The following is a 25,231-nucleotide window of genomic DNA, read 5'->3' as shown; positions in this document are numbered from 1 at the left end:
TTATGAGGACAAAATGCATTTACTATTTAAAACAGTGTCGCTTTCTTTCTTGTTGAGTAGTTTTTATCTTGCAACAGCTATGGAGAAGGATCACGAACCCTGGCTTGAGCAAACAGCAGCTGGCAAAGGCTACAGTCGTGAGGACTACGTTGCTATACGTGCAACGCTTCCTAGTGAAGTTTATACTCAATGGAAAGAACAAGAAGCGAAAGATGAGGTTGGGTATGTGAATCTACAAAATACTCGACGCCGTCTTTCTGAGGTAGTCCTTGACTCGGTGAGTTATCGCAAAGTATTTGAAACTTTGCGCGTGAAGGATTTAAAGTATATAGATATTTACGCAAATGAAGAAAGGCCTATTATTCGCCGATCTTGGGATGACTACGTAAAGGAGCATCCCTTTTGTCGTATTGTCTTGTTTTCAGGTCACAAGGGTCATCACGGCGGGATCTGGGGTGCAACTCAAGGTAATGAAAATTATATGATTGATACTGGCGAAGCTAATGAGGCTGATGCTATGCTGGATGTAACGAATGCTGAGCATATCGCCTATATCCCCTCAAACTCCGTAAATGAAGTAGTCAGTGATTGGCAGTATTTTCGTGAATGCGGGATTTATGAAAGGGTGTTGAAGAAAGGTGGCCAATTAATATTTCCTGCAATCTATTTGCAATTGGATGATCAGAAAGCGAATCAAGGTAAGCCTTATGTGATTTTTGAAGATGGTAGAAAAGCTAGGCTGTCATTAGAATATTATCGAAAGATTAATGGGGATGAGGCAGCAAGGAAAGAACTCGAAGCCGAGATGATTAAAATCGCTGTACCCTATCACCAAACATTGGGCTTTAGGAGCATTGAGCTTGTTGAATGGCAGGGGGAAGGCTATATCAAACCTGTCCATCTCTGGATTTTGACGAAATAGGACTGTTAGGAGCAGCTGCTCTCCAATGCCAATGATCGTTTTAAAGGGGCTATTATTAAATAATAGCCCTCTTTTTTTAAATCTTTTTCGCTAACAGTTGCCAGGCAGTGAAATTCCAGGGAGTGAAATTAAAGACAGCGCATTATTTGTTAATACACTCGTTTAAGACAAAATCATCTGCGCGATTTTGCAGCTCTGTCATTTGTGTTTCCAGCTGGTGCCGAACGCGTTCCATCTCGGCTTCGTCGCCGCTTATGGGAGGAGATATGGGGGGGCCCCAAGCGAACACGCCCCGTCCAAAAGGAAGGGCAAGGTGAAAGCGATCCCAGGTGTTGAGGTGCTTTCGGCGGGATGTGGAGAAAGTGATGGGAATCATGTCGACTTGTGCGAGTTTGGCCAGAGTAATAACGCCTAGGCTTGCGACTTGCCCTGGTCCCCGGGGCCCGTCCGGTGTGATGCCGATGGTCTCCCCTTTACGCAATGCTTTAATAAGCTCCCGAAGGGCTTGGGTCCCCCCGCGTTGCGTGGATCCATCTATAGAGGTGATGCCAAAATGTCCAACGGTGCTGCCAATGAGACGCCCGTCACGGTGCGCGGACAAAAGCATGCGAAACGGACGGTCCTTCCATGTCCAAGCGCACGCGAGCATGCCTAAGCGCCCATGCCAAAAGCAAACGATGAAGGGCTTATTGGCTTTTAAATAGGATTCAGGAATTTCTTTGCCAAGTTCCGTCCATTTGCAGGTAGAGAAGACAAGGCGAATATAGGTGGCCGCAACAAAGGCAACAGAACGATCGATGGACATCGATTTGAAAAGCTTGGTTGCCCACTTCATTGGATGTTACGCAGCTTCGGATGTGGGCAGCGTGGATTGCGCTTGCCAGAGGTTGGCATAAATCCCTTTGTGCTCAAGTAGTGTCTGGTGATCACCGCTCTCGACGATTTTTCCTTGATCAAGCACATAAATTTTATCCGCTTCAACAACTGTGGAAAGACGGTGCGCAACCATTAACGTGGTGCGCCCTTCCATGAGAATTTTCAGGGCCGCTTGGACTTGCCGCTCAGAATCCGTATCCAAGGCAGAAGTCGCTTCATCCAACAGAAGAATCGGCGCATTTTTGAGCATGGCACGGGCAATCGCGATGCGCTGGCGTTGACCGCCGGAGAGTTTGACCCCATTTTCACCAATCATCGTGTTATAGCCCAGAGGAAGTGCGTCGATAAACTCATGAGCCGCGGCGGCTTTGGCTGCTGCTGTAATATCCGCATCGGTTGCGCCAAAAGATCCATAAGCAATATTATCGCGCACGGTTGTATCAAACAGCATGATTTCTTGGCTCACGAGGGCGATTTGGTCGCGCAAAGATTGAACGGTGACATCTCGGATATCCATGTCATCAATCAATATTTGGCCGTCTTGAATATCATAGAAGCGGGGAATGAGGTTGATGATGGTCGATTTTCCAGCGCCACTGGCGCCAACAAGAGCAATGGAGTGGGCCTTTTTAATCTTGAGGTTAATCCCATCTAAGGCTACTTTTCCATCAGGATACGCAAAACGCACATTGTGGAATTCGATATGTCCCTCGATTCGTGGAAGCGGCTTTGCGTCTGGTCGATCTTGGATTGTGGCGGGTGTATCCAAAATGGCAAAGACGCGCCCTGCCGCCGCCAAACCTTCTTGCAAATTCGCATTGAGGTTGCTCAAGCGTTTCAAGGGCTCGTAGACCAACAATAGCGCTAAGATAAAGGACATAAATTCGCCGGTTGTTCGGGCGTGGTGCATCACCTGCCATCCCCCATAAGCAATCACGATAACGATCGCCATGCCGCCCAAGCTTTCAATTATGGGGTGTGAGGCGGAGCGCACGCGGGCGGACTTATAAACAAGGGCAAAGATGCGTTCAATCATGGTATGAGCCCGTGTTGCTTCGTATTTTTCAGTGCCATATGCCTTGATGACACGGATCCCTTGGAAAACTTGGGTAAGGCGTCCAGTGAAGCTCGCGAGCTCCTCTTGGGTATTATTCGCGACTTTGCGCATGCGTCGGCCAATGCGAAGAATGGGAAATACAGCCAGAGGAAAGACGAAAAAGGCAATGCAGGCCAGTGTCCAGTCTCGATAAAACATGAGGGAGACGAGGAATACCAGGGTAAAAGAATCCTTACCAAAACCAACTAAACTGGTGGCAACGGCGTTGCGCATTAGGTTAACGTCATTGGTGAAACGGGATAAGAGATCGCCCGAAGATGTCCCGTGAAAATAGGCCAAATCTAGGTGCATCAGATGACTAAAGAGACGATTTTGCAAGTCTGAAATAATGCGCTGACCCACATAAGTCATGATGACCGCTTCACCAAAAGACGTGGCGCCTTTGACAACAAATGCCAAAAAGATTCCCCCACAAACAAGCATCAATAATCGCGGTGTCCCGTGGGTAAAGACTTCATCGAAGACCGGTTGAAGCAAATAAGGCAAGGCAGACGTTGACAAAGCAGCCAGAATCATGAGAACGATGGCAGCCCCAAAATACCGTCCATAGGGGCGGATATGCTCATGAAATATGCGTCGACCCAATTCATGACTTTTGGAGCGCGGAGAGACAAGAGATGTAATCGTATTCATATCCCTTTGATACCCCATATAGGTGGCAAATTTCTAGAAAAATCGGCAGGTTGGGGGTTAGGGTGCTTCACGATCCTTACCCCAACAATTGGCCGACTAATTTTGCTGTATAATCTACGAGCGGAATGATCTTGCTATAGTTCATGCGGGTTGGACCCACCACGCCAATGGCGCCCAGAATATGCTGTCGAGAATTTTTGTAAGGGGCAACTACTAGAGAGCAACCTGACAGGCTGAAAAGGCTATTTTCGGCCCCAATAAATATTTGTACCCCATCCGCTTGGATGGAAGCATCTAAGAGTTGAATCAATGTTTCTTTCGTGTCCAACACGGTAAATAAATCCCGAATATGATCCAAATCTTCCACAACAGTAACGTTGGTGAGCAAATTGCTTTGCCCTTTCACAATCAATGAACCTCCTTGATCTCCCTCACTCCAGACGCCAATGCCTGTTTCAACAACTTTCGCGGTGAGGGTATCGAGGTGGGCTTTGTGCTGCTTCAGTTCTTCAAAAATAATGCGTTTTGCTTCACTTAAGGTACGCCCTGTCAGGCGTCCATTGAGGTAATTGGAGGCTTCTACGAGGATAGATGGCGGAATGCCAATCGGCACTTCAATGAGTCGATTTTCCACAACACCATCTTCAGTGATCATCACCAGAATGGCCCGACCTGAACTTAAACTGACAAACTCAACATGCTTCAAGGGAGATTCAGTTTTTGGGGCCAAAACCAGGCCAGCGCACTTAGACAAGCCAGAAAGCATGGATGTAGCTTCTTCGAGAACATCGTCAACTTTTCGGCCCGCATTCGTACAGCGCTGTTCGATATAAGCTCGATCCCCTTCCGTTAAGTCACCAAGTTCCAACAATCCATGAACAAAGAATCGCAAGCCGGCTTCTGTGGGCAAGCGACCCGCTGAGGTATGGGGCGCATAAAGAAGCCCGGCCTCTTCCAAATCAGCCATCACATTTCGTATGGTTGCGGGAGACAAATTGGTTTTCAATCGACGAGAAAGGGTGCGTGAACCAACGGGTTCACCCGTTTCTACATAGGCATCTACTAATTCTCGAAAAATATCTATAGAGCGTTTATTGAGCTCTGCTACGGTCAAAGACATGTTTTTACCTTTCATTTGTATCTAACATGTAGTAAAAAAACAAGAAATCGTCAAGTAGAGTGGATAAATTAGTATGCGCCAAGATAAAAGAAAAACCAATGAATTACGTTCTGTTTTCCTCGGACCCAACTATGCAAAATATGCGGAAGGTTCCTGTTTCGTGAAATTCGGAGATACGCACATCATTTGTACAGCCACCGTTGAGGAAAAAGTTCCACCGTTTTTGCGTAATACTGGATCCGGTTGGATTACGGCAGAATATGGCATGCTGCCGCGCGCTACCCACACTCGCGTGGATCGTGAAGCCTCTCGAGGCAAACAAACGGGACGCACCCAAGAAATTCAACGCTTGATCGGTAGATCCTTGCGAGCTGTGGTAGATTTATCCCTCCTTGGGGAGCGTCAAATCCGCATTGACTGTGATGTCCTCCAGGCCGACGGCGGCACACGAACGGCCAGTATTACGGGGGCTTACGTGGCAATGCATCAAGCCATTGCAAAATTAGTTAAGAATAAAACGCTTTCAAAAATGCCCATCATTGATCAAGTTGCGGCAATCTCTTGTGGTATTTTGAAGGGGGAGGCCATCCTTGACCTCAATTATGAAGAAGACTCGAACGCTGAAGTTGACGCCAACTTTGTGATGCTGGGCGGCGGAAACCTTGTTGAGATTCAGGCAACGGCTGAAAAGGGATCCTTTGGCGATGAGTCCTTTGCCAAAATGCTTGGCCTTGCGCGAGAAGGTGTCCAAGAATTGGTAAAGTTACAGCGGGAAGCCTTGAAGATTGAGGGTTGAGAATAAAATTTAATGGCAGATACATCCAATCAGAATCCCCAAGGGCAGAATCCCCAAAGGCGATTATTTCAAGAACCACAGCTCCTCGTGGCCAGCCACAACCAAGGAAAAATTCGTGAATTCGGTGAATTTTTAGGCCCTTTACAAATTATCACAGTTTCTGCAGCCTCCCTCAATTTGGATGAACCTGAAGAGACTGGGGCAACATTTGCAGAAAATGCCCGTCTGAAAGCAGAAGCGGGCATGAAAGCATCTGGGCTTCCCTGTTTGGCCGATGATTCGGGTCTCGTAATTCCGGCATTAGATGGCCAACCCGGGATTTATTCTGGGCGGTGGGCGATAACTCCCGAGGGTGGGCGAGACTTTTCTTATGCCATGGATCGTGTGGCGCAAGAAATGTCTGACAAGCTAGATCTCTCCGCTTATTTTGTCTGCACTTTAAGCCTTGTCTGGCCAGATGGTTATGAGGTCGCTGTTGAGGGGCGTGCCTATGGACACTTATCTTTTCCCCCTCGTGGGGATTTTGGCTTTGGGTATGATCCGATCTTTATTCCCGAAGGGCATTCTAAAACGTATGCCCAAATGCCCCCTGAGCTCAAACGACAAATTTCTCACCGGGCAATCGCGATTCAGAAATTAATTCAAGTTTGTTTTACGCGCCATGCCTGAACTTCAAAATCTTGCTCTCTACATCCATTGGCCGTTCTGCCTTTCAAAATGTCCCTATTGTGACTTTAACAGCCACGTCAGAGCCTCTATCGAAGAAGATGCATGGGAAGAAGCCCTGCTGAAAGAGTTGGATCATACGGCTGCGCGTCTTGGCCCAAGGCATTTGACCAGCATCTTCTTTGGCGGAGGAACGCCTTCATTGATGCGACCGCGAACCGTTGAAGCTTTGATTCGCAAAGCGTTGGGGTACTGGTCACCGACACCCAACATCGAAATTACTTTAGAGGCCAACCCGAATTCCGTTGAAGTGAGTAAGTTTCAAGATTTGAAGGCCGCTGGGGTGAATCGAGTTTCTATTGGCATTCAAGCGCTAAATGATCCTGATTTGAAACAATTGGGTCGTCAACACAGCGCTGCAGAAGGCATTAAAGCCATTGAAACGGCGATTAAGACTTTTGAGCGAGCCTCTTTTGACCTCATTTATGCCCGGCCCCATCAAACCGTAGAGGCCTGGCGCCAAGAGCTTGCGCAAGCGATGTCCTTTGGCACAGAACACATATCCCTCTACCAACTTACTATTGAACCAGGAACCGCTTTTGCGCCGTTATATGAACGGGGAGAACTCATCATACCCGGAGAGGATCTTGCAGCAGATTTGTTTGAGCTTACTCAACAGCAAACTAAGGCTGCAGGATTGCCAGCTTATGAAATTTCTAATCATGCTCGCCCCGGAGCCGAGTCTCGCCACAATATCAGTTATTGGCAATATCAGGACTATGCAGGTGTGGGACCCGGTGCCCATGGTCGATTAACACTCCCTGAGGGCAAAGTCGCCACAAAGCAATATCGGGCACCAGAGACATGGATGAAGGCTGTGATGAATGGATCAGGCGAGGAAGAAGCGATTCTTCTCTCCGCCCAAGACCAAGAAACAGAAGCATTGATGATGGGCCTTCGTCTCACTGCAGGTCTTGAACTTCCAAGTTTTAAGTCGACAATTATTGACCCTGAGGGGCTCAGAATTCTTATTGAGGGAGGTTATCTTCTTAAAACGGATAATACCCTTCGTGCCACACCCCTTGGACTTCAATGCTTGAATGGTGTGTTGAAGCGTCTTCTATCTCCTGAATGAAGCTTTATTGGCTATACTTCATGGAACGACGTATATCGAAGAGTCTTCTTTCGTTATCATTGGTTTTCCTGGATTATTCGTGACGACCTCACTTCGAACTTCTCTTATTTTTTTATTCTCAGTCTTTTGGAAATTGTCCATCTGCCCGGTTGCTGCTTCTTCATGTCCAAGAAAATCTCCGTGCTCATCGACGGTAGATTGGGTTGAGGGGTTCACCTGGTTAGGATTAGAAATTTTGTTTGGTGCTATTCGAATAGGGGTTCGCTCACTTGGAGTGGGCTTTGTGAAATTGGAAGGTAGATCCGCTGGTTGGGGGGGAATGACGCCCTTCGGGAGCTCAGTCTTTTCTTCTGTCTTTTGATTCGATGGTGCATTTTCTTTGGCTAGTTGGATGCGAAGGATTCTCAATTCTGCTTTTTGGTCGGCAAGGTGTTGACTTGCCTTTTCCAAAATGGCTTCATGTTGGGCAAGTATATCAATATGTTTCTTGGCTACCGTTTCTTGTCCTTGTGCTTCTGAAAGGGGGTGTTGATCCTCTGAAGGGGGAACAAGATGTAAGGGAGTCCCAGGAGCTGCATCCAGGGTTTCGGGGGGAGTAGGCGCGAATGTGTTCTCTTCAGGGAAAGCAGCAGTATACGGAGAAGTTGGCATGTTTGTCTCATCAGGGACAGCCCTAGCATTGTCTGTGGGGAAGGGGGTAGCTGTTTCAGAGTTTGTAACTGGCATATCCGCACCTTCTGTTTCAAGAGATGTCGCAACGAAAAAAAACGGCACCACATATTTCAAATATTTTATCATAAATCAAGAATCCCTTAGGGTTACATACCTATCCCTATTTATTTTATTTGCAAATTAATTAAGGATTTATGAATTTAGAGGAGAGAAGTTGATACCAACAATATCATTGGAGTAAAAGGCACCACAGAACCTATGCAACTTTTAACAAAAAGGGGAGACTCTTGTCTCCCCTGTTATGTCCATGGCCACCATCAAAGATTAGGAGTGGCGTCATAATATTCTGCCCGGGCCTATTTTTTGCCCTTCTTAGCCTTTGGAGCTTTTTTAGCCTTTGCAGGCTTCTTAGCTTTCTTATCAGCCTTCTTAGCCTTTTTTGTAGACTTCTTGGCCTTCTTATCTGACTTAGCGGCTTTCTTATTAGCCTTTGCTGCCTTCTTATCTGCTTTTTTATCTCCTTTACCAGCCTTCTTGTTTGCTTTCTTAGCTGCCTTTTTATCCTGTTTGGCTACCTTTTTATCTTTTTTGGCCTTCTTATCTGCTTTCTTCGCGGCTTTTTTGTCTGCTTTCTTTTCAGCCTTTGCTTCTTTCTTAGCGGCCTTCTTTTCAGCTTTTCTCTGTGATTTTGAGGATGAATAACCACCGCTGTCGCCGAAGCCGCCGCCGCCCATGCCACCGCCGCCCATGCCACCGCCGCCCATACCAACGCCGCCCATGCCACCGCCGCCCATACCAACGCCAATGCCACCGCCCATGCCGCCGCCCATGCCGCCACCGAAGCCACCGCCCATGCCGCCGCCCATGCCGCCACCGAAGCCACCGCCCATGCCGCCACCCATGCCGCCACCCATGCCGCCGCCCATGCCACCACCGAAGCCACCGCCCATGCCACCGCCCATGCCACCGCCCATGCCGCCATATCCAGGGCGACCCATACCGGGGGCGCCCATACCTGGGGCAGCATAGCCCATTGGTCCTTGAGCTAGTCCTCTCGATCCAGCATTGATTCCTTGTGAAGCGACACCCGCATCCATTGCGTGCATTTGTGTTGCTGAAGAAGTATCCATGCCATGCATTTGGGCTTGAGTCTTATTCGCGTCCATTGTTCCAAGCATACCAAAAGCGCCACCAGCAATGCTGGCAAGCTCACCACCACCTGAAGAAGATGGAGGAGGGGGGGCAATTGCTTGAGCTTGAGGGGCCATAGCTGCTGGGGGATAACCTGCCGCAGGAGGATAACCTGCCGCAGCAGCAGGAGGGTACCCGCCAGGGGCTGCGCCCGGCATTGCACCTGATTGCGTAGGCATTCCTGTTGAAGGGTCTACGGTGCCACCCATGGTAGGATCAGATCCCCCCATACTGGGGTCAGTCCCGCTCATACTGGGGTCAGTGCCTCCCATGCTCGGGTCCATACTAGGATCGCTCATGCCGCCACTGCCATCGTCAAACCCTGCAGCAGCCATAGAATTTTCGACGATAAAACCAGTGGCCAGTGTCAGGAAGATGGAAACGGCTAGGTTTTTAATATATTTTTGCATTTACGTAGTCCTCAAAATGCTCAATAAATAATACACTCCATATCTCATAATATAGAATTACTAATTAATAATTAGTAAATAATAGTATAAAATAATAATATTTTGTTATATTTATTTTTTATTAGAGTAAAATTTTAGGAGATATTTTGGGAAATTAATGCGTGGATTACTTTGTTACTTGGGGAATAGACTATGAAGAAAATAATAAAATTCGTTGTCATCCCGGGTTCTAAGTTTTTGTAACGCTTTTTCTTCGAAAGAGACTAACAAAATCCAAGCCCCAGGATGACAACTATGGGAAACTCATCAATATTTATCAATCTGTTACAAAAAGTCACTGGTGGTCTAGAGTCAGTATTTGAACTAATCCTGGCAAAAAGCCCAACGGACGGAAATTGGCTGATTGTCTTTAACGCATCCCAAAAGCAAAATCGCTTGATTGGAGTCATAAGTTTCGCACAATATTTCTTCAACACCAGACACGAGAAGCCGCCACTGCTGTCCCTCTTGATTCCTGGCAGACTTTGCTCGGGCAGGGATCAGTATCATCACCCCTTTGCCACCAGAAGCAAGGGAGGCTTCAATATCTTTATCTAATATAAACCGAATGCCGTAAACAGCATCAAGGGGGGCTTGTATAGTGTCTTCTCCCCGCAAATTTGGGTGATTGCCATCCAAGTAAAGCTGGCGACGATGAGAAAATGTGGACCCCTCTGGGCAGGCAAAACTCGCATCAACAAGGGTGTGCCCCTTGTGACTCGCGCGGTGAAGTTTTATAGATGTCGAATCTACCTGTTCCGGAATTGGGATTACCTTGCCTTCTGGTGTTTGTAAGACCAAGTCACCTTGAAGAACAAAGCGATCTCGCCCAATACTCCATTCAAAATTCAAGGAACCGGTTCCTTCGTCAGCAACGGTCGGTTGAACCCCATTAATTTTCGCACCTACATTGAGAAGGATAAGGCTGCTTTTATTGACGCAGCGCTCAAAGCCAAGGTTTACCGCCCGTTCGGGAGGGCGACCGCGAACATCTGCTAAAGAGAGAACCATGTCGATTACGGGCGAGGGAACGCAAGAAGTTTGTCCAAACGTTGCCAATCCGCCATCCCCATGACGGAATAAGCGTACGATGGGTGCCATTTGGTTGATGGAGGTTTGTAAAAATGGGGGTATTTCATAATGAATCAACCGCAGCATAGCGCGGATATCAATCAGGTCACGTAAGACCATCAGATGAGTTTGAGGACAGCGACTCTCATGGCCCCCATCGGCCAATATTTGCGCACCAATTTCTATTTCAAGAGAGGGCAATAGCGTCGCCAATCGGTGACTTTCTCCGGGAAAAGTAATCGCGGCATAAATCATTCCTTTTAAGGCGTATAACCGCTCCAATGATGTCTGTGCATCTGCCCAAGAATAGGAAAGATGACGGGCTTGTCGTGCCACTTCTCGAAAGAACAAACTGCGAAAACTCTCATCAGCGCTTGAGCAGAAAAAATCATACATGGCAATCCAGTTGGCGATCCGATGTCCAGTGATCCCCACTTGCCAAGGGTAGCCTTGCCAATCTTGATTTCGATCAATCCAATTTGTGATCAATTGTCGGGCCAATCGGCGTGCAGAATTATCTCCCAAGGCGCGCAAATCTCGAAGCCACGTGAAGCGATGAAGGTCCGCCAAGGCGGCAGGTTCTGCGTCCTTTGGTATCCACAAATCGGTCATGGAAATGACCTGATTAGAGAGCATAAATTTTCCGTCAAGAAGCAGGCGACCAGCGTATATATCGCCCGGCCATGGATCTGTTGGCATAACGGTCAAGTGTTTAGGTGTCGGCCCTCCCATGAGAGTGAAGCGATACAAAACGCTCCGTCGCCAGGTATCACGAACCATTCGTGATGCATTCTTGGAGAAAGACTTTATGGTCATTTCTTGCCTCTTAAAGCCGCAATTGCGGCGGTATAAGGAATAGCAGAAGCATCTTTGGTGGGTTCAAATATGGCCGTTCCTGCGACCAGAATATCAATGCCGGCTTCAATGGCTAAGGGTGCTGTTTCTCTATTAATTCCCCCATCAATTTCGAGGAGTATCGGCAGGTTTTTCTCGTCGATGAGTTTGCGTAAAACACGCACTTTTTCTAGAGTATAAGGAATAAATGTCTGCCCCCCATACCCGGGATTGACAGACATGATCAGGATCAAATCAACGGCGGGGAGAATGGACAAAACAGACTCAACAGGGGTCGCCGGATTCAAGGCGACTCCGGCTTTCATGCCAAAAGAGCGAATGGTTTGTAAAGTGCGATGAAGATGGGGGCCAGCTTCAGGGTGTACGGTCAAAATATTGGCGCCAGCCTTAGCAAATGATTCAATATGCGCATCTACTGGACTAATCATCAAATGCACATCCAAGGGGAGCTTTGTGTGAGGGCGTATATCCCGTACCGCATGGGATCCCACGGTAATTTGAGGGACAAAGTGCCCGTCCATCACATCAACGTGAATCCAGTCGGCACCAGCATTTTCAAGCGCGATTACTTCAGCACCGAGCTGTGCCCAGTCAGCCGCTAAAATTGATGGTGAAATGTGGATTTTTCTCAATGCGCGTCCCCTTTTATGTCCGCTAAACTCACCTATTCATTTAAGTTACGGTACCACAAAGGGATAGGCAATGTTAACCATTCATAATGGGAATTTGTGGTTTTGTTAGGGGGGGATGTTGGGGTGCTGAGGCAACTGATTTACAATTGCAGAAAATTCTTATTATCCCCTCAGCGTCATTGCTTCGCTTCGCTTGCAATGACAGCCAACCACTAGCTTATATGAATTATTCTTAATGTATTCATCAAAGATAACTCACAAAAAAAGGAAGCCTCCAAAGGCTTCCTTTTTTATTTATCGCAAAAATAAACGATAGGAGAGTTGTCTCGGCTATAGGTTACTAGTAATCCATACCGCCCATGCCACCCATGCCGCCCATACCACCTGGCATACCGCCACCACCAGCTGGTGTCTTTGGTTCAGGCTTTTCAGCGATCATGGCTTCTGTTGTAATCAACAAGCTGGCAACGGATGCTGCATCTTGCAAGGCTGTGCGCACAACTTTCGTTGGATCGATGATGCCGAACTTCAGCATGTCGCCATAACGATCGTTTTGCGCGTCATAACCATGGGTTGCATTGTTTGCATCCATCAATTTACCAACGACGATGGATCCATCAGCGCCCGCATTCAAAGCGATTTGACGGCAAGGAATGGACAAAGCATTGCGCACAATGCGGATACCCACTTCTTGGTCATTGTTGGCTGGTTTCAAACCGTCCAATACTTTTTGAGCATAAAGCAACGCGACACCACCACCAGGCACGATGCCTTCTTCAATGGCAGCACGGGTTGCGTGCATTGCATCTTCCACGCGATCTTTGCGCTCTTTCACTTCAATTTCTGTGGCTCCGCCGACGCGAATGACTGCAACACCGCCAGACAATTTCGCCAAGCGTTCTTGCAGTTTTTCACGATCATAGTCGGAAGTTGTTTCTTCCACTTGCGCGCGAATTTGGCTGCAACGAGCTTGAATGTCTTTCTTGTCACCAGCGCCATCAACAACCGTGGTGTCATCTTTGGAGATGGTAATCTTCTTTGCTGTTCCCAACATGGAAATATCAACATTCTCCAATTTAATGCCGAGGTCTTCAGAAATAAGCTGAGCCCCCGTCAAAATGGCGAGGTCTTCCAACATGGATTTACGGCGGTCTCCAAAGCCCGGCGCCTTCACGGCTGCAACCTTCAGTCCACCCCGTAGTTTGTTAACCACGAGTGTTGCCAAAGCTTCACCTTCGACATCTTCAGCGATGATCAACAAGGGACGACCAGACTGTACAACCGTTTCTAATACGGGCAGCATGGCCTGGAGACCTGAAAGCTTCTTTTCATGAATGAGAATAAATGGATTCTCGAGTTCACAAAGCATTTTTTCTGGGTTGGTGATGAAGTACGGAGAAATATATCCGCGGTCGAACTGCATTCCTTCAACAACATCCAATTCAGTCTGCAAAGACTTGGCTTCTTCAATGGTGATGACGCCTTCTTTACCAACTTTTTCAACGGCTTTCGCCAACATTTGACCAATTTCAATTTCGCCATTGGCAGAAATGGTCCCGACTTGGGCTATTTCTTCATTGGTCGAAACGGTCTTTGATTGAGACTTGATATTGGCGATAACGGATTCAACAGCCATGTCGATACCGCGACGCAAATCCATTGGGTTCATACCAGCCGCAACGGCCTTGATGCCTTCGCGAACGATGGCTTGCGCCAAAACAGTTGCTGTTGTCGTGCCGTCACCTGCCAAGTCAGATGTCTTGGTTGCAACTTCACGCAGCATTTGTGCGCCCATGTTCTCAAAACGATCGGAAAGTTCAATTTCCTTCGCAACGGAAACGCCGTCTTTCGTGATGCGAGGCGCACCATAGGACTTTTCGATAACAACGTTGCGTCCTTTTGGACCCAAAGTTACTTTTACGGCATCAGCCAAAATATCAACACCACGCAGCATACGCTCGCGGGCATCAGCAGAAAAACGGACTTCTTTAGCAGCCATGATTCTCATTCCTTCTTTTAATAGGTTAAGTTATTACTTCGACAAAATTCCCATGATGTCGGATTCCTTCATCACGATAAAATCTGTGTTGTCTAATTTAATTTCTGTGCCGGACCACTTGCCGAACAAAACGCGGTCACCAGCCTTGACATCAAGCGGCGTAATTGTGCCATTTTCCTGACGGATGCCTGAACCAACGCTGACCACTTCGCCTTCCATGGGCTTTTCTTTGGCACTATCTGGAATGATGATCCCAGACTTTGTTTTTTCCTCTGAATCAATGCGCTTAACGAGCACACGATCATGTAATGGTCTAAATGTCATTGTTTCTTCTCCTTGTGCGTGTTTTCTAAACCTCTGATTTAAGTGATAAGCACTCTCATCGAGGGAGTGCTAAATTATTAACTTAAAATAAGGGCATGAGTCAAGTTTCTTTTTTGATTGCCCTGGAAAATTCTAGGAAATTTGGATGATTGGAGGGTGGTTGTTAAGGGGGTTATTTAATAACCCAATAACAACCTTACTCAATGCACAGCCGTTGGTTAAAGATTGAAAAACATTGTAAAGCGTACGGCAATGGTTCCGTAAGAAGGGGAAACGGATTTTTTAAGATCACCAGAGTGAGGTACAGCCAACGGCACCAGACCACCCCCATAGTTCACTAAATAACTCACATACTGGCTTCTTGAGGTAGAGCGATGAAAATGATAAGTATAATCGAAGCTGAGCGCATAGTTTTCTTTGAATAGATATTCAAAACCCACTCCAAGGCCGAGACCTAAGCTCCTGCCGTGCATTTTAAATGGACTATTTCCGGTGCCAACCAGAGTCGTTGTATGTGACCAGGTTGCAAAAGACGGCCCAATAAGGCCATAAACCATAGAACGAGGGGTAACTTTATAACCAGGTTTGAGTAATACATCAATATAGCTGTTAAGTTTAAATTCGTTTAAGAAATAGTACATAGGGGTTATGGGAGCTCTTGAAGTGTTTTTTGCTCCCGAATAGCGCCAACTGGCAATAAGACCGAGATAAAAATCTTGGGCAAGGGTTGTGCCCACTTCAAGACAGGGGGCTACTTGAAGGTTTTTACCGACTTGTGATTGATTTGCTCCAATGTTCTCCAAGGTTCCAGTAGGGACAATTTTTAGATTTGCCGAGGCATTAACATATTCAACTCCAAGACCCACTCCAAGACGATATTGGTTCAATAAGGAGTCAGATGTTCTTTTAGGAATTTGTTGGGATTGAGACGCATCAATCGGCATCACAATAGTTGCGATAAGAAGAAAAAGAGAAAGAGCAGAAGAGAGTCGTTTTTTCATTTTTATACTTTCGGGTGGATTATATATAAGACATATCACCATGACTTCAGCATATTATTATTTTTGTAGGGTCAATATAAGACCTCAAGAATTGATGTGTCAACAGTTCAATTCTTGAGGTCGTGAGTAGGTCCCTATGGTCTTACAAACATAGAAAGACTACAGCTTGGTAGCAATTTTAAAAATCAGCATCATCTTCGAGCTTTTTCTTTGTAGCTGCTGATTTTGTTGCTGGAGTCTTTGTAACGGACGCCGGAGCTTGAGTTTCTCTCTTTACTGAATCTTCAGGAGCAACGTTTAAGGCGCGCCGAACTGACGTGCCTGAAGAAGTTCCACCTTTGGCGCTGGCTGGGGTCATTAAGTCTGAACTTTGCATGAATTCCTTACGTTGTTGATCTTCAACGCTCTGAACTGCCAATGCTTCTTCCAACTCATTTACCCGTTCTTTCAGATTTTTAGCCTCTCGCCTTCTAGCTTCGACGGCCTCGGCCATTTTTTGTATTTGTGTAGACTGTTCTATCAAAGCAGAAGTCGTTCCTTCGGTAGCTTTTTTAGCCTCTTCAGCTTCTTTTTTAGCTTGCTCATGTTGTGCAACCATTTCAGCATATTGCTTTTCAGCTAAACTACACGCGCTTCTCGTTTCTTCAAGCTCCCTTGCAAGGCTTTCTGCGCGTAGTTTCTCTTGCTCTCCGCTTTGCCTGATATGGTCCATCTTTTGATAGCTTCGTTGAATAGATGGTGCGACAGCTTCCTTCGCTTTCTGTTTTGAAACTTCAATTTGCCTTTTAGTTTGCAAAGCTTCGATTTTTGAATCAATAACATCCTTTTTTAGGTCTCGATCTGTGCGCGCCGCTTGAACAGCTGAATCAACAACATAAGGCATTGCAGATGGAGGAAATTTTCCAGCATAATTGGAAGTTACAGTATCTTTTATTTGTGGGGTAGCTGGAAGCGCATCTCTTTCGCGTTCTAACTGTGCAATTTGTTTTGTCGGTGTTTGTGGTTCCTTTTTTTCTGCAGCGAAACAGATGGTTGGAATCAGGATCGTTGTGCAAAGTAATGTATATAGTGTTGTGTTTTTCATTTTTTTAACCTTTCTTATTGTGTTTTATAAATTATGTTCTTTAAATGGTCCTAATTTTTTTTGATTGTGTGGTTACCTCCCCAAATACCAAGTCAACAGAAAAGCGGTCGCGCCCCCGAAGGTAAAGGCCAAAGGTAACCCTAAATTTCTAATCCAATTCTTCCGTGAAGTAAGGGCTGCCTGCGCTTCTTTGGCTTGTTTTCGCTCAAGCTTAATCTTATCTCTCAGGAAATTATATTCTTCGTTAGACTTTTTCACGACCTGTATTAAAGATACGATTTGCTCGCCGAGGCTTTTGAAATAAGTTTGTAAGGGACCTTTGGCTGTTGTGGCTTCCTTGGCGAGCCTTGGAAGAAGCGATGGCAATTCCTCTGGATTTTGGCATAGATTTCTTCTTTGTGCTTTCTCAAATATTGCAGTTTTTGTTTCCTCATCATTTTCAGTAACGGCATCAACATAAGGTAAATATAAGTTGAGATTATTAACTGCGTCCCTGGCATTTCTTGAGTCCGGTGGAACGAGCATCGCTGCTTCATATTCAAGCGCAGGTAAGTCATCATCAATATCTATGGCAACTTCTGGTAACGGGCTATATTGGGGATGGGTCACATTTCTCAGGCCAGACTCGTTCTCAACGCCCTGCGCCTTGAAAGTCATAAAGCTTTGTGTGCAGCACAAGAAAGCTAAGGAAACAAGAAACCGGCGCTTAAAAGTATAAGGAAAGTTTGAAGTTGACGTGTTTTTCGTACATTTTGAGTGCATAATTTTTCTATAAACCTCTGTTAAAAACATATTTTATTATTATTGTTTAGGTTACCTACGGTGATGTTTCACTTCGTACAGTTAAGCATTTAATAGGATAGATTTACTGGCCAGTCAAGGGGGTTTGTTCATAATTTTTAATGAATACTCAAAATATCTAAATAAAATAATGCAAAAATTTTTTCATAATTATGTTTTAATTATATGAGAATTTTATTTGATTAATTTCCGACAAGGCCTGATGGATTTGTACTTTATTACCCGATAAAGCAGCTATAAAATAACCCTGCCAAAGGCGGCTTTCCAAAGGTATTCAATGTCTGGGAGGGTAATTTTAAGGGGGGTGCGAAAATGGGGAAAATCATCCTCGACGCGTCCTTGGGCGTTGACAGTAACCGTGCGACCCCAAATGCCCAAATTGGTAGGGCCAAGGAATCCAAAACGTGAATCAATCATCTCCCATTTAGAAGGGGTCTCGAGATGGGGTTGGAAGATGAGTTCATCGTTGGTAAACCAGCGATAAATCTTTCCATTGGGGTGATTCAATATTGCGGTCCGTATGGCTTCAGGAGCTTGGACGTGCTTGTGCCAAACGATCTTTTGCGGAGCCCAAGTCGTGACATATCCGACCCAAACATCTTCGGGAAAATGGACAACGATGCGCCGCAAAAAGATCTGAAACATGGTGGTGTAGGCCCGCACATCACCTTGGGCATGACCTTCTTCCTTCAGTTGATTAACAGCATAAGAATAAGCCTGATCATTTTGGGCCAATCCATAAAATAAATAGCCCGATGTGATGACGAGAGCAAGGCTGGCTGCAACACTTGAGGCCCAAATGCGTTTTCGAAAAATAAAACCGAAGATCAATCCGACAAGTAAAATCCCCGTATAAATAGGATCAATGATGGGAACGGCTGACAACGTGAACCTATGGTTCGAGAGAGGCGCGAGGAGCTGCGTGCCATACACCGTGAAAAGATCAAGAAGAGGATGGGTAATGAGGGTCCAAAAACATAAAGCTATCCAGGAGGATAAGGGGTCACGGCGGGCATACAAACGCCACAATATATAACCCAAGAGAGGCCCCACCAAGGGGGCAAACCACAGGGAGTGGGTGACGCCGCGATGGTACAATACTTCTGCAAAGGGATTTGAGCTTATCTTCACGATGACATCAAGGTCAGGCAATGTTGCAACGAGAGCTCCCCATCCCAAGGCACGTCTCCCGAGCTTGTGGGAAAAGCCCGCTTGACCAATAACTGCCCCCATTGCCGCGTGAGTAAGTGAATCCATGAAGTTGACCTTTTAATGCTGGTTGTTGTCAGGTGACTCTAGCACATGAGGGACTCCTCGGGAAACGACTTCCCGATTTCTTGATATTTCTCTGGAAATGAGCCGTGACAAAAATGAATTTTTTCGATGCCATCAACGCGTTTCGTGATGGTTGTCAGGCGCATGGTAAGAGGGTGAATCACCCCCCCCATCGTCACGTTCACTTTCAAAATGGCCCCGATCCAGTTGGGGTTGTCCTCGTCCAGTTCTGTCTTTTCAATCACAAAGGCGCAAGAGTCAGACTGTGACCAATCGCGTAAAAGTTGCGATTCAATCTGCGTCAATCCCCGCCGAATTTCATCAGCCCCTGTCCCCCATACGATCGCATCTGGGGTAAATATGGATAACATTGCCTTAAGATCCCGGGCGCTATAATGCTGGCAAAAGGCCATTAATAATTTTATTGGTTTTTGTCTGATAATTTTCTTCATTGGTAAATTCCTCCTTATACCTATTGTCACAATAGCAGGAGGTGAAATTGAAGATATCCGGAACGGTTACGGACAAATGGCCAAAACAGTCACCAACTCTCGAAGAGAATACCCGCTTCTCATTCGGGCTCTGTTGAAAATTGTCTCAACCGTTCGAGGAGAAACTTGGAGATGCTTTCCAATTTCTTTCATGGTTAAATGGCGCGCCCAAAGCTGGAGACAATCAATTTCTCGAGGGGTGAGATGGGTTTCACCCATGCGTCCTTGGATGGTTATTCCCTTATTGCCAAGACAGATGAGGTCTCGGTTCGGATCTTGTTGATGGACCGGCGGCTTAATCAAATGAGGCTCTGGCTCATTCAATATGTGACCGAATTTCGTTTCAAAGGAATGGGCAAAATTCTCTAACGCACCGATGCGTGTTAAGTAAAAACCGCCTGGACGATCGCAAGGGGTTTGACGGGCGAAGGCGATCATGTCGTAGTAATGTCGGGAACGTCGAAGGAGGGTCATCCCATTATAAACGTGAAAAGAACGTCCCACGGATACAGGATCTTCTGGTAGATCTTCATCCCAAAAAAAGGAATAGGAACATCTCGATTTATCTTCTTCTCGAATCGACGAATAACTCCCAAAACCCAAATCCATAAATTTATTAAAGATGTCGACGCGATTTAATAATAGTAAGGTAGAACCATCATGGAACATTCGCGCATATTGAAAATAGGAAAACTCTTGAGCCATTGCAAAATCATTAAAAAAATCTTGCACTTGAGGCGTCAGGCCATAAAGGGAATGGTTGGAATCGAGCGTCAAATTCATTAATATCTCTCCCCAGTTTCTAACGCTTCAACCCCCGGAAGTGTCTTTCCTTCAAGCCACTCGAGGAACGCGCCTCCAGCGGTCGAGGTGTAAGTGAATGCGTCGCTGCATCCCGCATGGGCAAGAGCGGCCAAAGTGTCTCCGCCACCTGCAACACTGATAAGGGTCCCATTTTTTGTGAATTCAGCAATGCATTTCGCAATTTCTACGGTGCCCACATCAAAGGGAGGAATCTCAAAAATACCAACGGGGCCATTCCAGACGACGGTTCCAGAAGTGGCTAATTGGGATCTTATTTCAGCAATCGTATTTTGACCGATGTCTACGATTTTATCCGACCCTTGGACATCCATTACCTGAACTACACGGCGCGGTGTATCCGCCTTAATGTCGGAAGTAACAGCCACATCTTCGGGCAGAATCAAGTCGCATTCATATTCATAGGAATCGGTCACGATGGCGCGCGCGGTATCAAGCATCTCAGGCTCGTTTATGGATTGGCCAATCGGACAATCCGAAGCACTCAAAAATGTATTGGCCATCCCACCCCCTATGGCCAGTTTATCTACTTTTTGTACCAAGCTTTTGAGGAGATCTAGTTTTGTTGAGATCTTAGATCCTGCAACAATCGCCATCAGTGGCCGCTTCGGGTGGTCAAGAATGCGCGATAAAGCTTCCATTTCCGCTTGCATGCCTCGACCAACAAATGAGGGCAAGAATTGGGTGATGGCAACAACAGAGGAATGAGCGCGGTGAGAACAGGAAAAGGCATCGTTCACATAAATATCAGCTAATGATGCAAGGGCCTTTGCGAAAGCTGGATCGTTCTTTTCTTCCTCTCCATGAAAACGAAGATTTTCGAGCAAGAGAATTTGCCCAGGTTGAAGATCTTTTGCCATTCGGGTGGCTTCAGGTCCAACACAATCATTGGCAAAAAGAACGGGCTGTCCAAAAACATTTGAAAGGGTGGGTAAAAGGTGTTTGAGTGAATATTCTTCGACGCTTGTTCCTTTCGGTCGACCAAAGTGAGACATCAAAATGATTTTTGCGCCGTCTTTCACGAGCTCTTTTATGGTTGGGAGGAGACGCGTCACGCGCGTTGCATCCGTTACTTTCCCATCCTGCATGGGCAAATTCAAATCTGCGCGTACCAACACAGTCTTGTTCGATACATCAACATCATCAAGTGTAGAAAATTGGGCCATAGGAACCTCTCAATTTTAGAATGTTCATATTATTGTGAAAAAACACCCTATCACGATAAACATGTCCTTCATTACCAATCCTTTTTAAGATGAGTCAACTCTTCTTTTGAGGTATCTGGGGCACCACACAAGACTCCAAGCCAAGTCCGAGGGGAGAATTGTAAACCGATCTATCCCTTAGTGCCCTGTTAACGAATTTGATATATAATAAAGAAATTGGTATTTATTAGATTTTCAACAAGGGGGTTTCGATGAGAAATGGTTTAATATTAACAATACTTTGTTCAGCAATGTTTTGTGTAGGATCCACATACTCAGCTGAAGGAAATAATGTAGATAGATCCCCTCGGTCTCAAAATGACTATAGTTTTCATTGGGGGGAGCATGCCAAGATCGAGGGGGGTGGTGAAAGAGATCGGACGATATATGGCGATATGCAACCTTTGAACATTATCACTACAGATCATGAGCTGAAGAGTTTTAAAGATAGATTACATAAGATTACCGCAAACCCAAAAGAACCAGGAGCTAAAGAAGAACTTGAACGTATTGAAAAAGATCTTAAGGAGCGGCCGTGGCTTGAAGCGAAGTTAACCAAGGAAATTCAAGAAGCCAAGAAAAAGATTTTTGCGAACAAGAAATGACAAGACTATAAAATTAATGAGCGGTCAGCCGTAAAGGTCAGATCGATTATTTTTACCTACGAAAAGAAAGGGTGTCATCCCGGGTCCTAAGGAAACCTAAGAGCTCATTATTCGCCCCAGGTTTTCTAAGTCCCAGGATGACAGCCTATTTTATAGCTTTCCCTCAGGGGTCATTGTTAATTACTTTCTAAACGCTTCAACGTTTCTTCACGACCCAACACTTCCATAATTTCAAATATACTGGGTGAGATCGTGCTGCCCGTCAGGAGAACGCGCAATGGTTGGGCAAGATTTCCCAGTTTTTGTCCCGTACTTTCTGCAATTTCTCGTACGGCTCCTTCCGTTGAAGCTTCTGTAATCTCCGGAAGGTCCTTGATACGGGCAATGACCGGGGCAACCATCTTCAAAGAGTCAGGGCTGAGATGCGTCTCCGCTTTTTCATCAAAGGGTGTTCGTTCAATATAGAATCGTGCATTTTCGATCAGCTCCACAACGGTTTTCGCCCGCTGTTTAAGCCCCGGCATGCCACGCACGATGCGGTCTCTCTCCTCGGCGGTAAGAGTGCGTTTGAAAACTTCACTTAAAGGGTGCATGATGAGATCAACCAGCCGAACATCGTCCGCTTCTCTCATATAATGGGCATTGAGGTTGGTGAGTTTCGCCACATCAAAGCGCGCCGGAGAACGCCCAATAGCGGGCAAATCAAACCAGGCAATCGCTTGCTCCGTTGAGATTACTTCGTCGTCCCCATGAGCCCAGCCCAGACGCAACAAATAATTGCGCATAGCTTCCGGCAAGAACCCTAAATCTCGATAGGCATCTGCTCCCAAAGCGCCATGTCGTTTTGAGAGCTTCGCGCCGTCGGGACCATGAATCAGGGGAATATGTGCAAAAACAGGAACTTCCCAGCTCATCGCATGGTAGAGGTGCTGTTGACGAAAGGCGTTTGTGAGATGATCATCGCCGCGAATGATGTGCGTGATATCCATATCATGGTCATCAATCACGACAGAAAGCATGTAGGTTGGCGTTCCATCCGCCCTTAACAAAACCATATCATCCAATTGATTGTTTTGAAGGCGCACCGTTCCCTGGACTTGATCTTCAATGACTGTCTCTCCTTCTTGGGGAGCCTTAAAACGAATCACTGGGGGAATGCCAGACGGGGCCTCAGACGGCGCACGATCGCGCCAACGGCCATCATACCGAGCCGGCAAATTCTTCGCGCGCGCTTCTTCACGCATCTGTTCCAATTCTTCGGGTGAGCAATAACAATGGTAGGCTTTACCCTCTTTCAATAACTGGCGAGCAACTTCGGCATGCCGGTCAGCGCGTGTAAATTGAAAGATTGGGTCCTCGTCCCAGGTCAGCCCAAGCCAACTCATGCTGTCAAAAATGGCATCAATGGCTTCATCTGTTGAGCGGGCACGGTCTGTATCTTCGATACGCAAGAGGAACTTACCACCCATATGCTTTGCATATAACCAATTAAACAAAGCTGTTCGGGCGGAGCCAATATGGAGATAGCCCGTCGGAGAGGGGGCAAAGCGTGTAATAACAGTCATTTTCTTCAGTTCCTGTTTATGGTTACATATGTGTCGTAATACCACAGTTGAAGGGGATGTGTCTAAGAAGTTTCGCTCCTAAGCCAAGCGTCTTGATTAATTAAGAGGACGGTATTATGGTCGAGTGTTGATTTATTATTCAGGAGAATAGGCCATGGCTCAACCTTCAGTTCCGACCATTTATGTCTACAAGCCAAAGAAATTTATCATGGTATCATGTTTTGTTTTCTTTGGGATATGTGCCTGGGTTTTGGCTCACGTGGCTCAAACGGAAGAGGGAGGCTTAACTTTAGTCATTTATCGTCATATTGTTGAATTTTCACTTTCTCCCTATGAGGCAAAGCTATTTTATTGGGTGTTGTGCTTTGTAAGTGGCCTATTTTCCATAGTTGGTCTTTTTGGTTTCTATAAGGCTTTTACCTCAAAAGCCCAAATACTTATCATGAAAAATGAAATTCACATTCCGTCGAGTATTTTTGTGCCGTCTAAAATAGCGATCATTGCGTTTGAAGACATTCATTCTGTAGAGGTCCATCAAGTTAACAAGAATCGTTCCATAAAGATTATTCATAAAGATGGTAAGGCCCATGTGAACCAGATTATGCTTGAAAAAAAGGAAATGCTCGATGAAATTTTCGAGATCTTAAGGGCGCGTGTTAACTTGAAGTGATAAGGGTTACAACTTTAAATATCTGTCAAAGAATCTCTAGAATCCCCTACGGTAGCGGCTCAAACAATGCTTCCAAATCTTCGGGTGTGATTGGACTGCTGGCGGAAGCATTGCCATCAAATACGCCAGCGAAAAGGGCCGCTTTATAATGCTGCATGTCCAGGATCTTTTCTTCAACTGTCCCAACAGTGACAAGTTTATAAACGAAGACGGGTTTGTCTTGACCGATACGATATGCCCGGTCTGTGGCTTGATTTTCCACGGCCGGATTCCACCAAGGGTCATAGTGAATGACCGTGTCTGCGGCTGTGAGGTTGAGGCCGGTTCCGCCTGCTTTTAAGCTGATGAGAAAAAGGGGCACTTTACCGGATTGGAAGTCGTTAATTGGCGTTTGACGATCCTTGGTTTGTCCTGTGAGAATCACATAAGGGATATTAAGCTTCTTCAATTCGATTTCAATGAGGGCCAACATGCTGGTGAACTGTGAGAAAAGAAGAATCTTTCGATTTTCCTCAATCATTTCAGGAAGGGTATCAATGAGGAACTGCAACTTGGCGGATTCCTTGACGTTCTTGGCGGAATCAATTTTTAGCAAGCGCGGATCACAACAGACCTGACGCATTTTCAAAAGAGCATCTAAGATCACAATTTGGCTGCGTTTCAGGCCACGCTCTTCAATCTCCATTTGAATTTTTGAATGCATAGCAAGGCGAACAGATTCATATAAATCTCTTTGGGTGGGCAAGAGTTCAATGTGCTGAACTATCTCTGTTTTGGCGGGAAGCTCTGAGACGACTTCTTCTTTTGTGCGACGCAGCATGAAGGGGCGAACGCGGCGCGTTAAGGCTTGTTGGCGATCTTGATCTTGTCTCTTTTCGATAGGCTTTCTAAAGGTTTGCGTGAACTTTTTATTATCGCCCAAAAAGCCCGGCATGAGAAAATGAAACAATGACCAAAGCTCTCCCAAATGGTTCTCCATGGGTGTCCCGGTTAAACACAAGCGATGCTTGGCGCGAAGTTGTTGAACAATGCGGTGAGCCATCGTGTTGGGATTTTTAATGACTTGAGCTTCGTCAAGAATCAACAAGTGATAGTGGTGATTGAGGAGGATGTCTTTGTCTCTCGAGAGCAAGGGATAGGTCGTGAGAATAAGGTCATGATCCCCTATGAGGTCAAAACTTTCTTTACGCTCATTTCCTTGAAGGATAAGAACTTTTAATTCAGGTGCAAAACGTGCGGCTTCTGACTTCCAAT

The 25,231-nt window shown here is 46.1% G+C and carries 24 protein-coding genes; 6 read left to right on the top strand and 18 right to left on the bottom strand.

What is annotated here, in order from left to right; all coding sequences use genetic code 11:
• Window positions 1-13: 13 nt before the first annotated feature.
• Window positions 14-922: a hypothetical protein gene (locus K2Y18_08545; protein MBX9805784.1), complete on the top strand. Its 909-nt coding sequence runs from the start codon at window positions 14-16 to the stop codon at window positions 920-922.
• Between the two features lie 142 nt (window positions 923-1,064).
• On the opposite strand, the gene K2Y18_08540 is transcribed toward K2Y18_08545, so the two are convergent.
• The 3 genes from K2Y18_08540 to hrcA all read right to left on the bottom strand — a co-directional run bounded on the left by K2Y18_08540 (window position 1,065) and on the right by hrcA (window position 4,668).
• Entirely contained in the window at window positions 1,065-1,757 is a 693-nt protein-coding gene (locus K2Y18_08540) for a lysophospholipid acyltransferase family protein (GenBank protein ID MBX9805783.1), read from the bottom strand.
• A gap of 6 nt (window positions 1,758-1,763) precedes the next feature.
• Window positions 1,764-3,548, bottom strand: coding sequence for an ABC transporter ATP-binding protein/permease (locus K2Y18_08535; protein MBX9805782.1), 1,785 nt, complete (start codon window positions 3,546-3,548; stop codon window positions 1,764-1,766).
• A 76-nt stretch (window positions 3,549-3,624) separates the two neighbouring features.
• Window positions 3,625-4,668 carry a heat-inducible transcriptional repressor HrcA gene (hrcA, locus tag K2Y18_08530; GenBank protein ID MBX9805781.1) on the bottom strand — a complete coding sequence of 348 codons (1,044 nt, stop codon included), beginning with the start codon at window positions 4,666-4,668 and terminating at the stop codon, window positions 3,625-3,627.
• Between the two features lie 73 nt (window positions 4,669-4,741).
• Here hrcA and rph point away from each other — a divergent pair, with 73 nt between their 5' ends.
• Genes rph through hemW form a run of 3 tightly spaced genes read left to right on the top strand, consistent with a single transcriptional unit; the run spans window position 4,742 to window position 7,265 of the window.
• On the top strand, window positions 4,742-5,464 hold the full coding sequence (gene rph / locus K2Y18_08525; protein ID MBX9805780.1) for a ribonuclease PH: 723 nt from the start codon (window positions 4,742-4,744) through the stop codon (window positions 5,462-5,464).
• 12 nt (window positions 5,465-5,476) lie between these two features.
• Window positions 5,477-6,133, top strand: coding sequence for an RdgB/HAM1 family non-canonical purine NTP pyrophosphatase (gene rdgB / locus K2Y18_08520; protein ID MBX9805779.1), 657 nt, complete (start codon window positions 5,477-5,479; stop codon window positions 6,131-6,133).
• Window positions 6,126-7,265, top strand: coding sequence for a radical SAM family heme chaperone HemW (hemW, locus tag K2Y18_08515; protein ID MBX9805778.1), 1,140 nt, complete (start codon window positions 6,126-6,128; stop codon window positions 7,263-7,265). The genes rdgB and hemW overlap by 8 nt, the downstream gene beginning before the upstream one ends.
• 18 nt (window positions 7,266-7,283) lie before the next feature.
• Here the strand turns inward: hemW and K2Y18_08510 are convergent, their stop codons facing one another.
• The 13 genes from K2Y18_08510 to K2Y18_08450 form a co-directional block, all read right to left on the bottom strand.
• Complete coding sequence (locus tag K2Y18_08510; GenBank protein ID MBX9805777.1) at window positions 7,284-8,063, bottom strand: hypothetical protein; 780 nt, start codon at window positions 8,061-8,063, stop codon at window positions 7,284-7,286.
• A 230-nt stretch (window positions 8,064-8,293) separates the two neighbouring features.
• Window positions 8,294-9,538, bottom strand: a complete 1,245-nt coding sequence (locus K2Y18_08505) for a hypothetical protein (GenBank protein MBX9805776.1) — start codon at window positions 9,536-9,538, stop codon at window positions 8,294-8,296.
• Between the two features lie 363 nt (window positions 9,539-9,901).
• Window positions 9,902-11,464: a heparinase II/III family protein gene (locus tag K2Y18_08500; protein ID MBX9805775.1), complete on the bottom strand. Its 1,563-nt coding sequence runs from the start codon at window positions 11,462-11,464 to the stop codon at window positions 9,902-9,904.
• On the bottom strand, window positions 11,461-12,135 hold the full coding sequence (rpe, locus tag K2Y18_08495) for a ribulose-phosphate 3-epimerase (protein MBX9805774.1): 675 nt from the start codon (window positions 12,133-12,135) through the stop codon (window positions 11,461-11,463). Before rpe ends, K2Y18_08500 begins: the two co-directional genes overlap by 4 nt.
• 340 nt (window positions 12,136-12,475) lie before the next feature.
• Window positions 12,476-14,134, bottom strand: a complete 1,659-nt coding sequence (gene groL, locus K2Y18_08490) for a chaperonin GroEL (GenBank protein MBX9805773.1) — start codon at window positions 14,132-14,134, stop codon at window positions 12,476-12,478.
• 33 nt (window positions 14,135-14,167) lie between these two features.
• Complete coding sequence (groES, locus tag K2Y18_08485; protein ID MBX9805772.1) at window positions 14,168-14,458, bottom strand: co-chaperone GroES; 291 nt, start codon at window positions 14,456-14,458, stop codon at window positions 14,168-14,170.
• Between the two features lie 218 nt (window positions 14,459-14,676).
• Complete coding sequence (locus K2Y18_08480; GenBank protein ID MBX9805771.1) at window positions 14,677-15,459, bottom strand: porin family protein; 783 nt, start codon at window positions 15,457-15,459, stop codon at window positions 14,677-14,679.
• A gap of 178 nt (window positions 15,460-15,637) precedes the next feature.
• Window positions 15,638-16,543, bottom strand: coding sequence for a hypothetical protein (locus tag K2Y18_08475; protein ID MBX9805770.1), 906 nt, complete (start codon window positions 16,541-16,543; stop codon window positions 15,638-15,640).
• A 72-nt stretch (window positions 16,544-16,615) separates the two neighbouring features.
• Complete coding sequence (locus tag K2Y18_08470; GenBank protein MBX9805769.1) at window positions 16,616-17,305, bottom strand: hypothetical protein; 690 nt, start codon at window positions 17,303-17,305, stop codon at window positions 16,616-16,618.
• A 273-nt stretch (window positions 17,306-17,578) separates the two neighbouring features.
• Entirely contained in the window at window positions 17,579-18,601 is a 1,023-nt protein-coding gene (locus tag K2Y18_08465; protein ID MBX9805768.1) for a metal-dependent hydrolase, read from the bottom strand.
• Window positions 18,602-18,639: 38 nt separating this feature from the next.
• Complete coding sequence (locus K2Y18_08460) at window positions 18,640-19,071, bottom strand: nuclear transport factor 2 family protein (protein ID MBX9805767.1); 432 nt, start codon at window positions 19,069-19,071, stop codon at window positions 18,640-18,642.
• Between the two features lie 66 nt (window positions 19,072-19,137).
• Window positions 19,138-19,893, bottom strand: a complete 756-nt coding sequence (locus K2Y18_08455) for a helix-turn-helix transcriptional regulator (GenBank protein ID MBX9805766.1) — start codon at window positions 19,891-19,893, stop codon at window positions 19,138-19,140.
• On the bottom strand, window positions 19,893-21,098 hold the full coding sequence (locus tag K2Y18_08450; GenBank protein ID MBX9805765.1) for a phosphoglycerate kinase: 1,206 nt from the start codon (window positions 21,096-21,098) through the stop codon (window positions 19,893-19,895). The genes K2Y18_08455 and K2Y18_08450 overlap by 1 nt, the downstream gene beginning before the upstream one ends.
• A gap of 251 nt (window positions 21,099-21,349) precedes the next feature.
• On the opposite strand from K2Y18_08450, the gene K2Y18_08445 reads away from it, so the two are divergent.
• Window positions 21,350-21,742 (top strand): hypothetical protein, encoded by a 393-nt coding sequence (locus tag K2Y18_08445; GenBank protein ID MBX9805764.1) that lies wholly within the window; start codon window positions 21,350-21,352, stop codon window positions 21,740-21,742.
• Between the two features lie 176 nt (window positions 21,743-21,918).
• Here K2Y18_08445 and gltX read toward each other — a convergent pair whose 3' ends face one another.
• Window positions 21,919-23,307, bottom strand: a complete 1,389-nt coding sequence (gltX, locus tag K2Y18_08440; GenBank protein ID MBX9805763.1) for a glutamate--tRNA ligase — start codon at window positions 23,305-23,307, stop codon at window positions 21,919-21,921.
• A gap of 154 nt (window positions 23,308-23,461) precedes the next feature.
• Between gltX and K2Y18_08435 the strand changes: the two genes are divergently transcribed.
• Window positions 23,462-23,977 (top strand): hypothetical protein, encoded by a 516-nt coding sequence (locus K2Y18_08435; protein MBX9805762.1) that lies wholly within the window; start codon window positions 23,462-23,464, stop codon window positions 23,975-23,977.
• Between the two features lie 46 nt (window positions 23,978-24,023).
• Here the strand turns inward: K2Y18_08435 and K2Y18_08430 are convergent.
• Window positions 24,024-25,231, bottom strand: a 1,208-nt coding sequence (locus K2Y18_08430; protein MBX9805761.1) for a DEAD/DEAH box helicase, incomplete at its 5' end; no start/stop codon positions are given.

Source organism: Alphaproteobacteria bacterium, from assembly GCA_019746225.1.
In the GTDB taxonomy this organism is placed as follows: Bacteria; Pseudomonadota; Alphaproteobacteria; order Paracaedibacterales; family VGCI01; genus VGCI01.
This window is presented reverse-complemented; position numbering and strand designations above follow the sequence as displayed.

Excerpts from the sequence above, each read along its gene's own strand:
- groES (MBX9805772.1), bottom strand. The coding sequence starts at position 14,458 with ATGACATTTAGACCATTACATGATCGTGTGCTCGTTAAGCGCATTGAT.
- hrcA (MBX9805781.1), bottom strand. The coding sequence starts at position 4,668 with ATGTCTTTGACCGTAGCAGAGCTCAATAAACGCTCTATAGATATTTTT.
- rph (MBX9805780.1), top strand. The coding sequence starts at position 4,742 with ATGCGCCAAGATAAAAGAAAAACCAATGAATTACGTTCTGTTTTCCTC.
- K2Y18_08480 (MBX9805771.1), bottom strand. The coding sequence starts at position 15,459 with ATGAAAAAACGACTCTCTTCTGCTCTTTCTCTTTTTCTTCTTATCGCA.
- K2Y18_08460 (MBX9805767.1), bottom strand. The coding sequence starts at position 19,071 with ATGAAGAAAATTATCAGACAAAAACCAATAAAATTATTAATGGCCTTT.
- K2Y18_08545 (MBX9805784.1), top strand. The coding sequence starts at position 14 with ATGCATTTACTATTTAAAACAGTGTCGCTTTCTTTCTTGTTGAGTAGT.
- rdgB (MBX9805779.1), top strand. The coding sequence starts at position 5,477 with ATGGCAGATACATCCAATCAGAATCCCCAAGGGCAGAATCCCCAAAGG.
- groL (MBX9805773.1), bottom strand. The coding sequence starts at position 14,134 with ATGGCTGCTAAAGAAGTCCGTTTTTCTGCTGATGCCCGCGAGCGTATG.
- K2Y18_08505 (MBX9805776.1), bottom strand. The coding sequence starts at position 9,538 with ATGCAAAAATATATTAAAAACCTAGCCGTTTCCATCTTCCTGACACTG.
- K2Y18_08535 (MBX9805782.1), bottom strand. The coding sequence starts at position 3,548 with ATGAATACGATTACATCTCTTGTCTCTCCGCGCTCCAAAAGTCATGAA.
- K2Y18_08435 (MBX9805762.1), top strand. The coding sequence starts at position 23,462 with ATGGCTCAACCTTCAGTTCCGACCATTTATGTCTACAAGCCAAAGAAA.
- K2Y18_08510 (MBX9805777.1), bottom strand. The coding sequence starts at position 8,063 with ATGATAAAATATTTGAAATATGTGGTGCCGTTTTTTTTCGTTGCGACA.
- K2Y18_08465 (MBX9805768.1), bottom strand. The coding sequence starts at position 18,601 with ATGGATTCACTTACTCACGCGGCAATGGGGGCAGTTATTGGTCAAGCG.
- K2Y18_08450 (MBX9805765.1), bottom strand. The coding sequence starts at position 21,098 with ATGGCCCAATTTTCTACACTTGATGATGTTGATGTATCGAACAAGACT.
- K2Y18_08500 (MBX9805775.1), bottom strand. The coding sequence starts at position 11,464 with ATGACCATAAAGTCTTTCTCCAAGAATGCATCACGAATGGTTCGTGAT.
- hemW (MBX9805778.1), top strand. The coding sequence starts at position 6,126 with ATGCCTGAACTTCAAAATCTTGCTCTCTACATCCATTGGCCGTTCTGC.
- K2Y18_08540 (MBX9805783.1), bottom strand. The coding sequence starts at position 1,757 with ATGAAGTGGGCAACCAAGCTTTTCAAATCGATGTCCATCGATCGTTCT.
- K2Y18_08445 (MBX9805764.1), top strand. The coding sequence starts at position 21,350 with ATGAGAAATGGTTTAATATTAACAATACTTTGTTCAGCAATGTTTTGT.
- K2Y18_08455 (MBX9805766.1), bottom strand. The coding sequence starts at position 19,893 with ATGAATTTGACGCTCGATTCCAACCATTCCCTTTATGGCCTGACGCCT.
- K2Y18_08475 (MBX9805770.1), bottom strand. The coding sequence starts at position 16,543 with ATGAAAAACACAACACTATATACATTACTTTGCACAACGATCCTGATT.
- gltX (MBX9805763.1), bottom strand. The coding sequence starts at position 23,307 with ATGACTGTTATTACACGCTTTGCCCCCTCTCCGACGGGCTATCTCCAT.
- K2Y18_08470 (MBX9805769.1), bottom strand. The coding sequence starts at position 17,305 with ATGCACTCAAAATGTACGAAAAACACGTCAACTTCAAACTTTCCTTAT.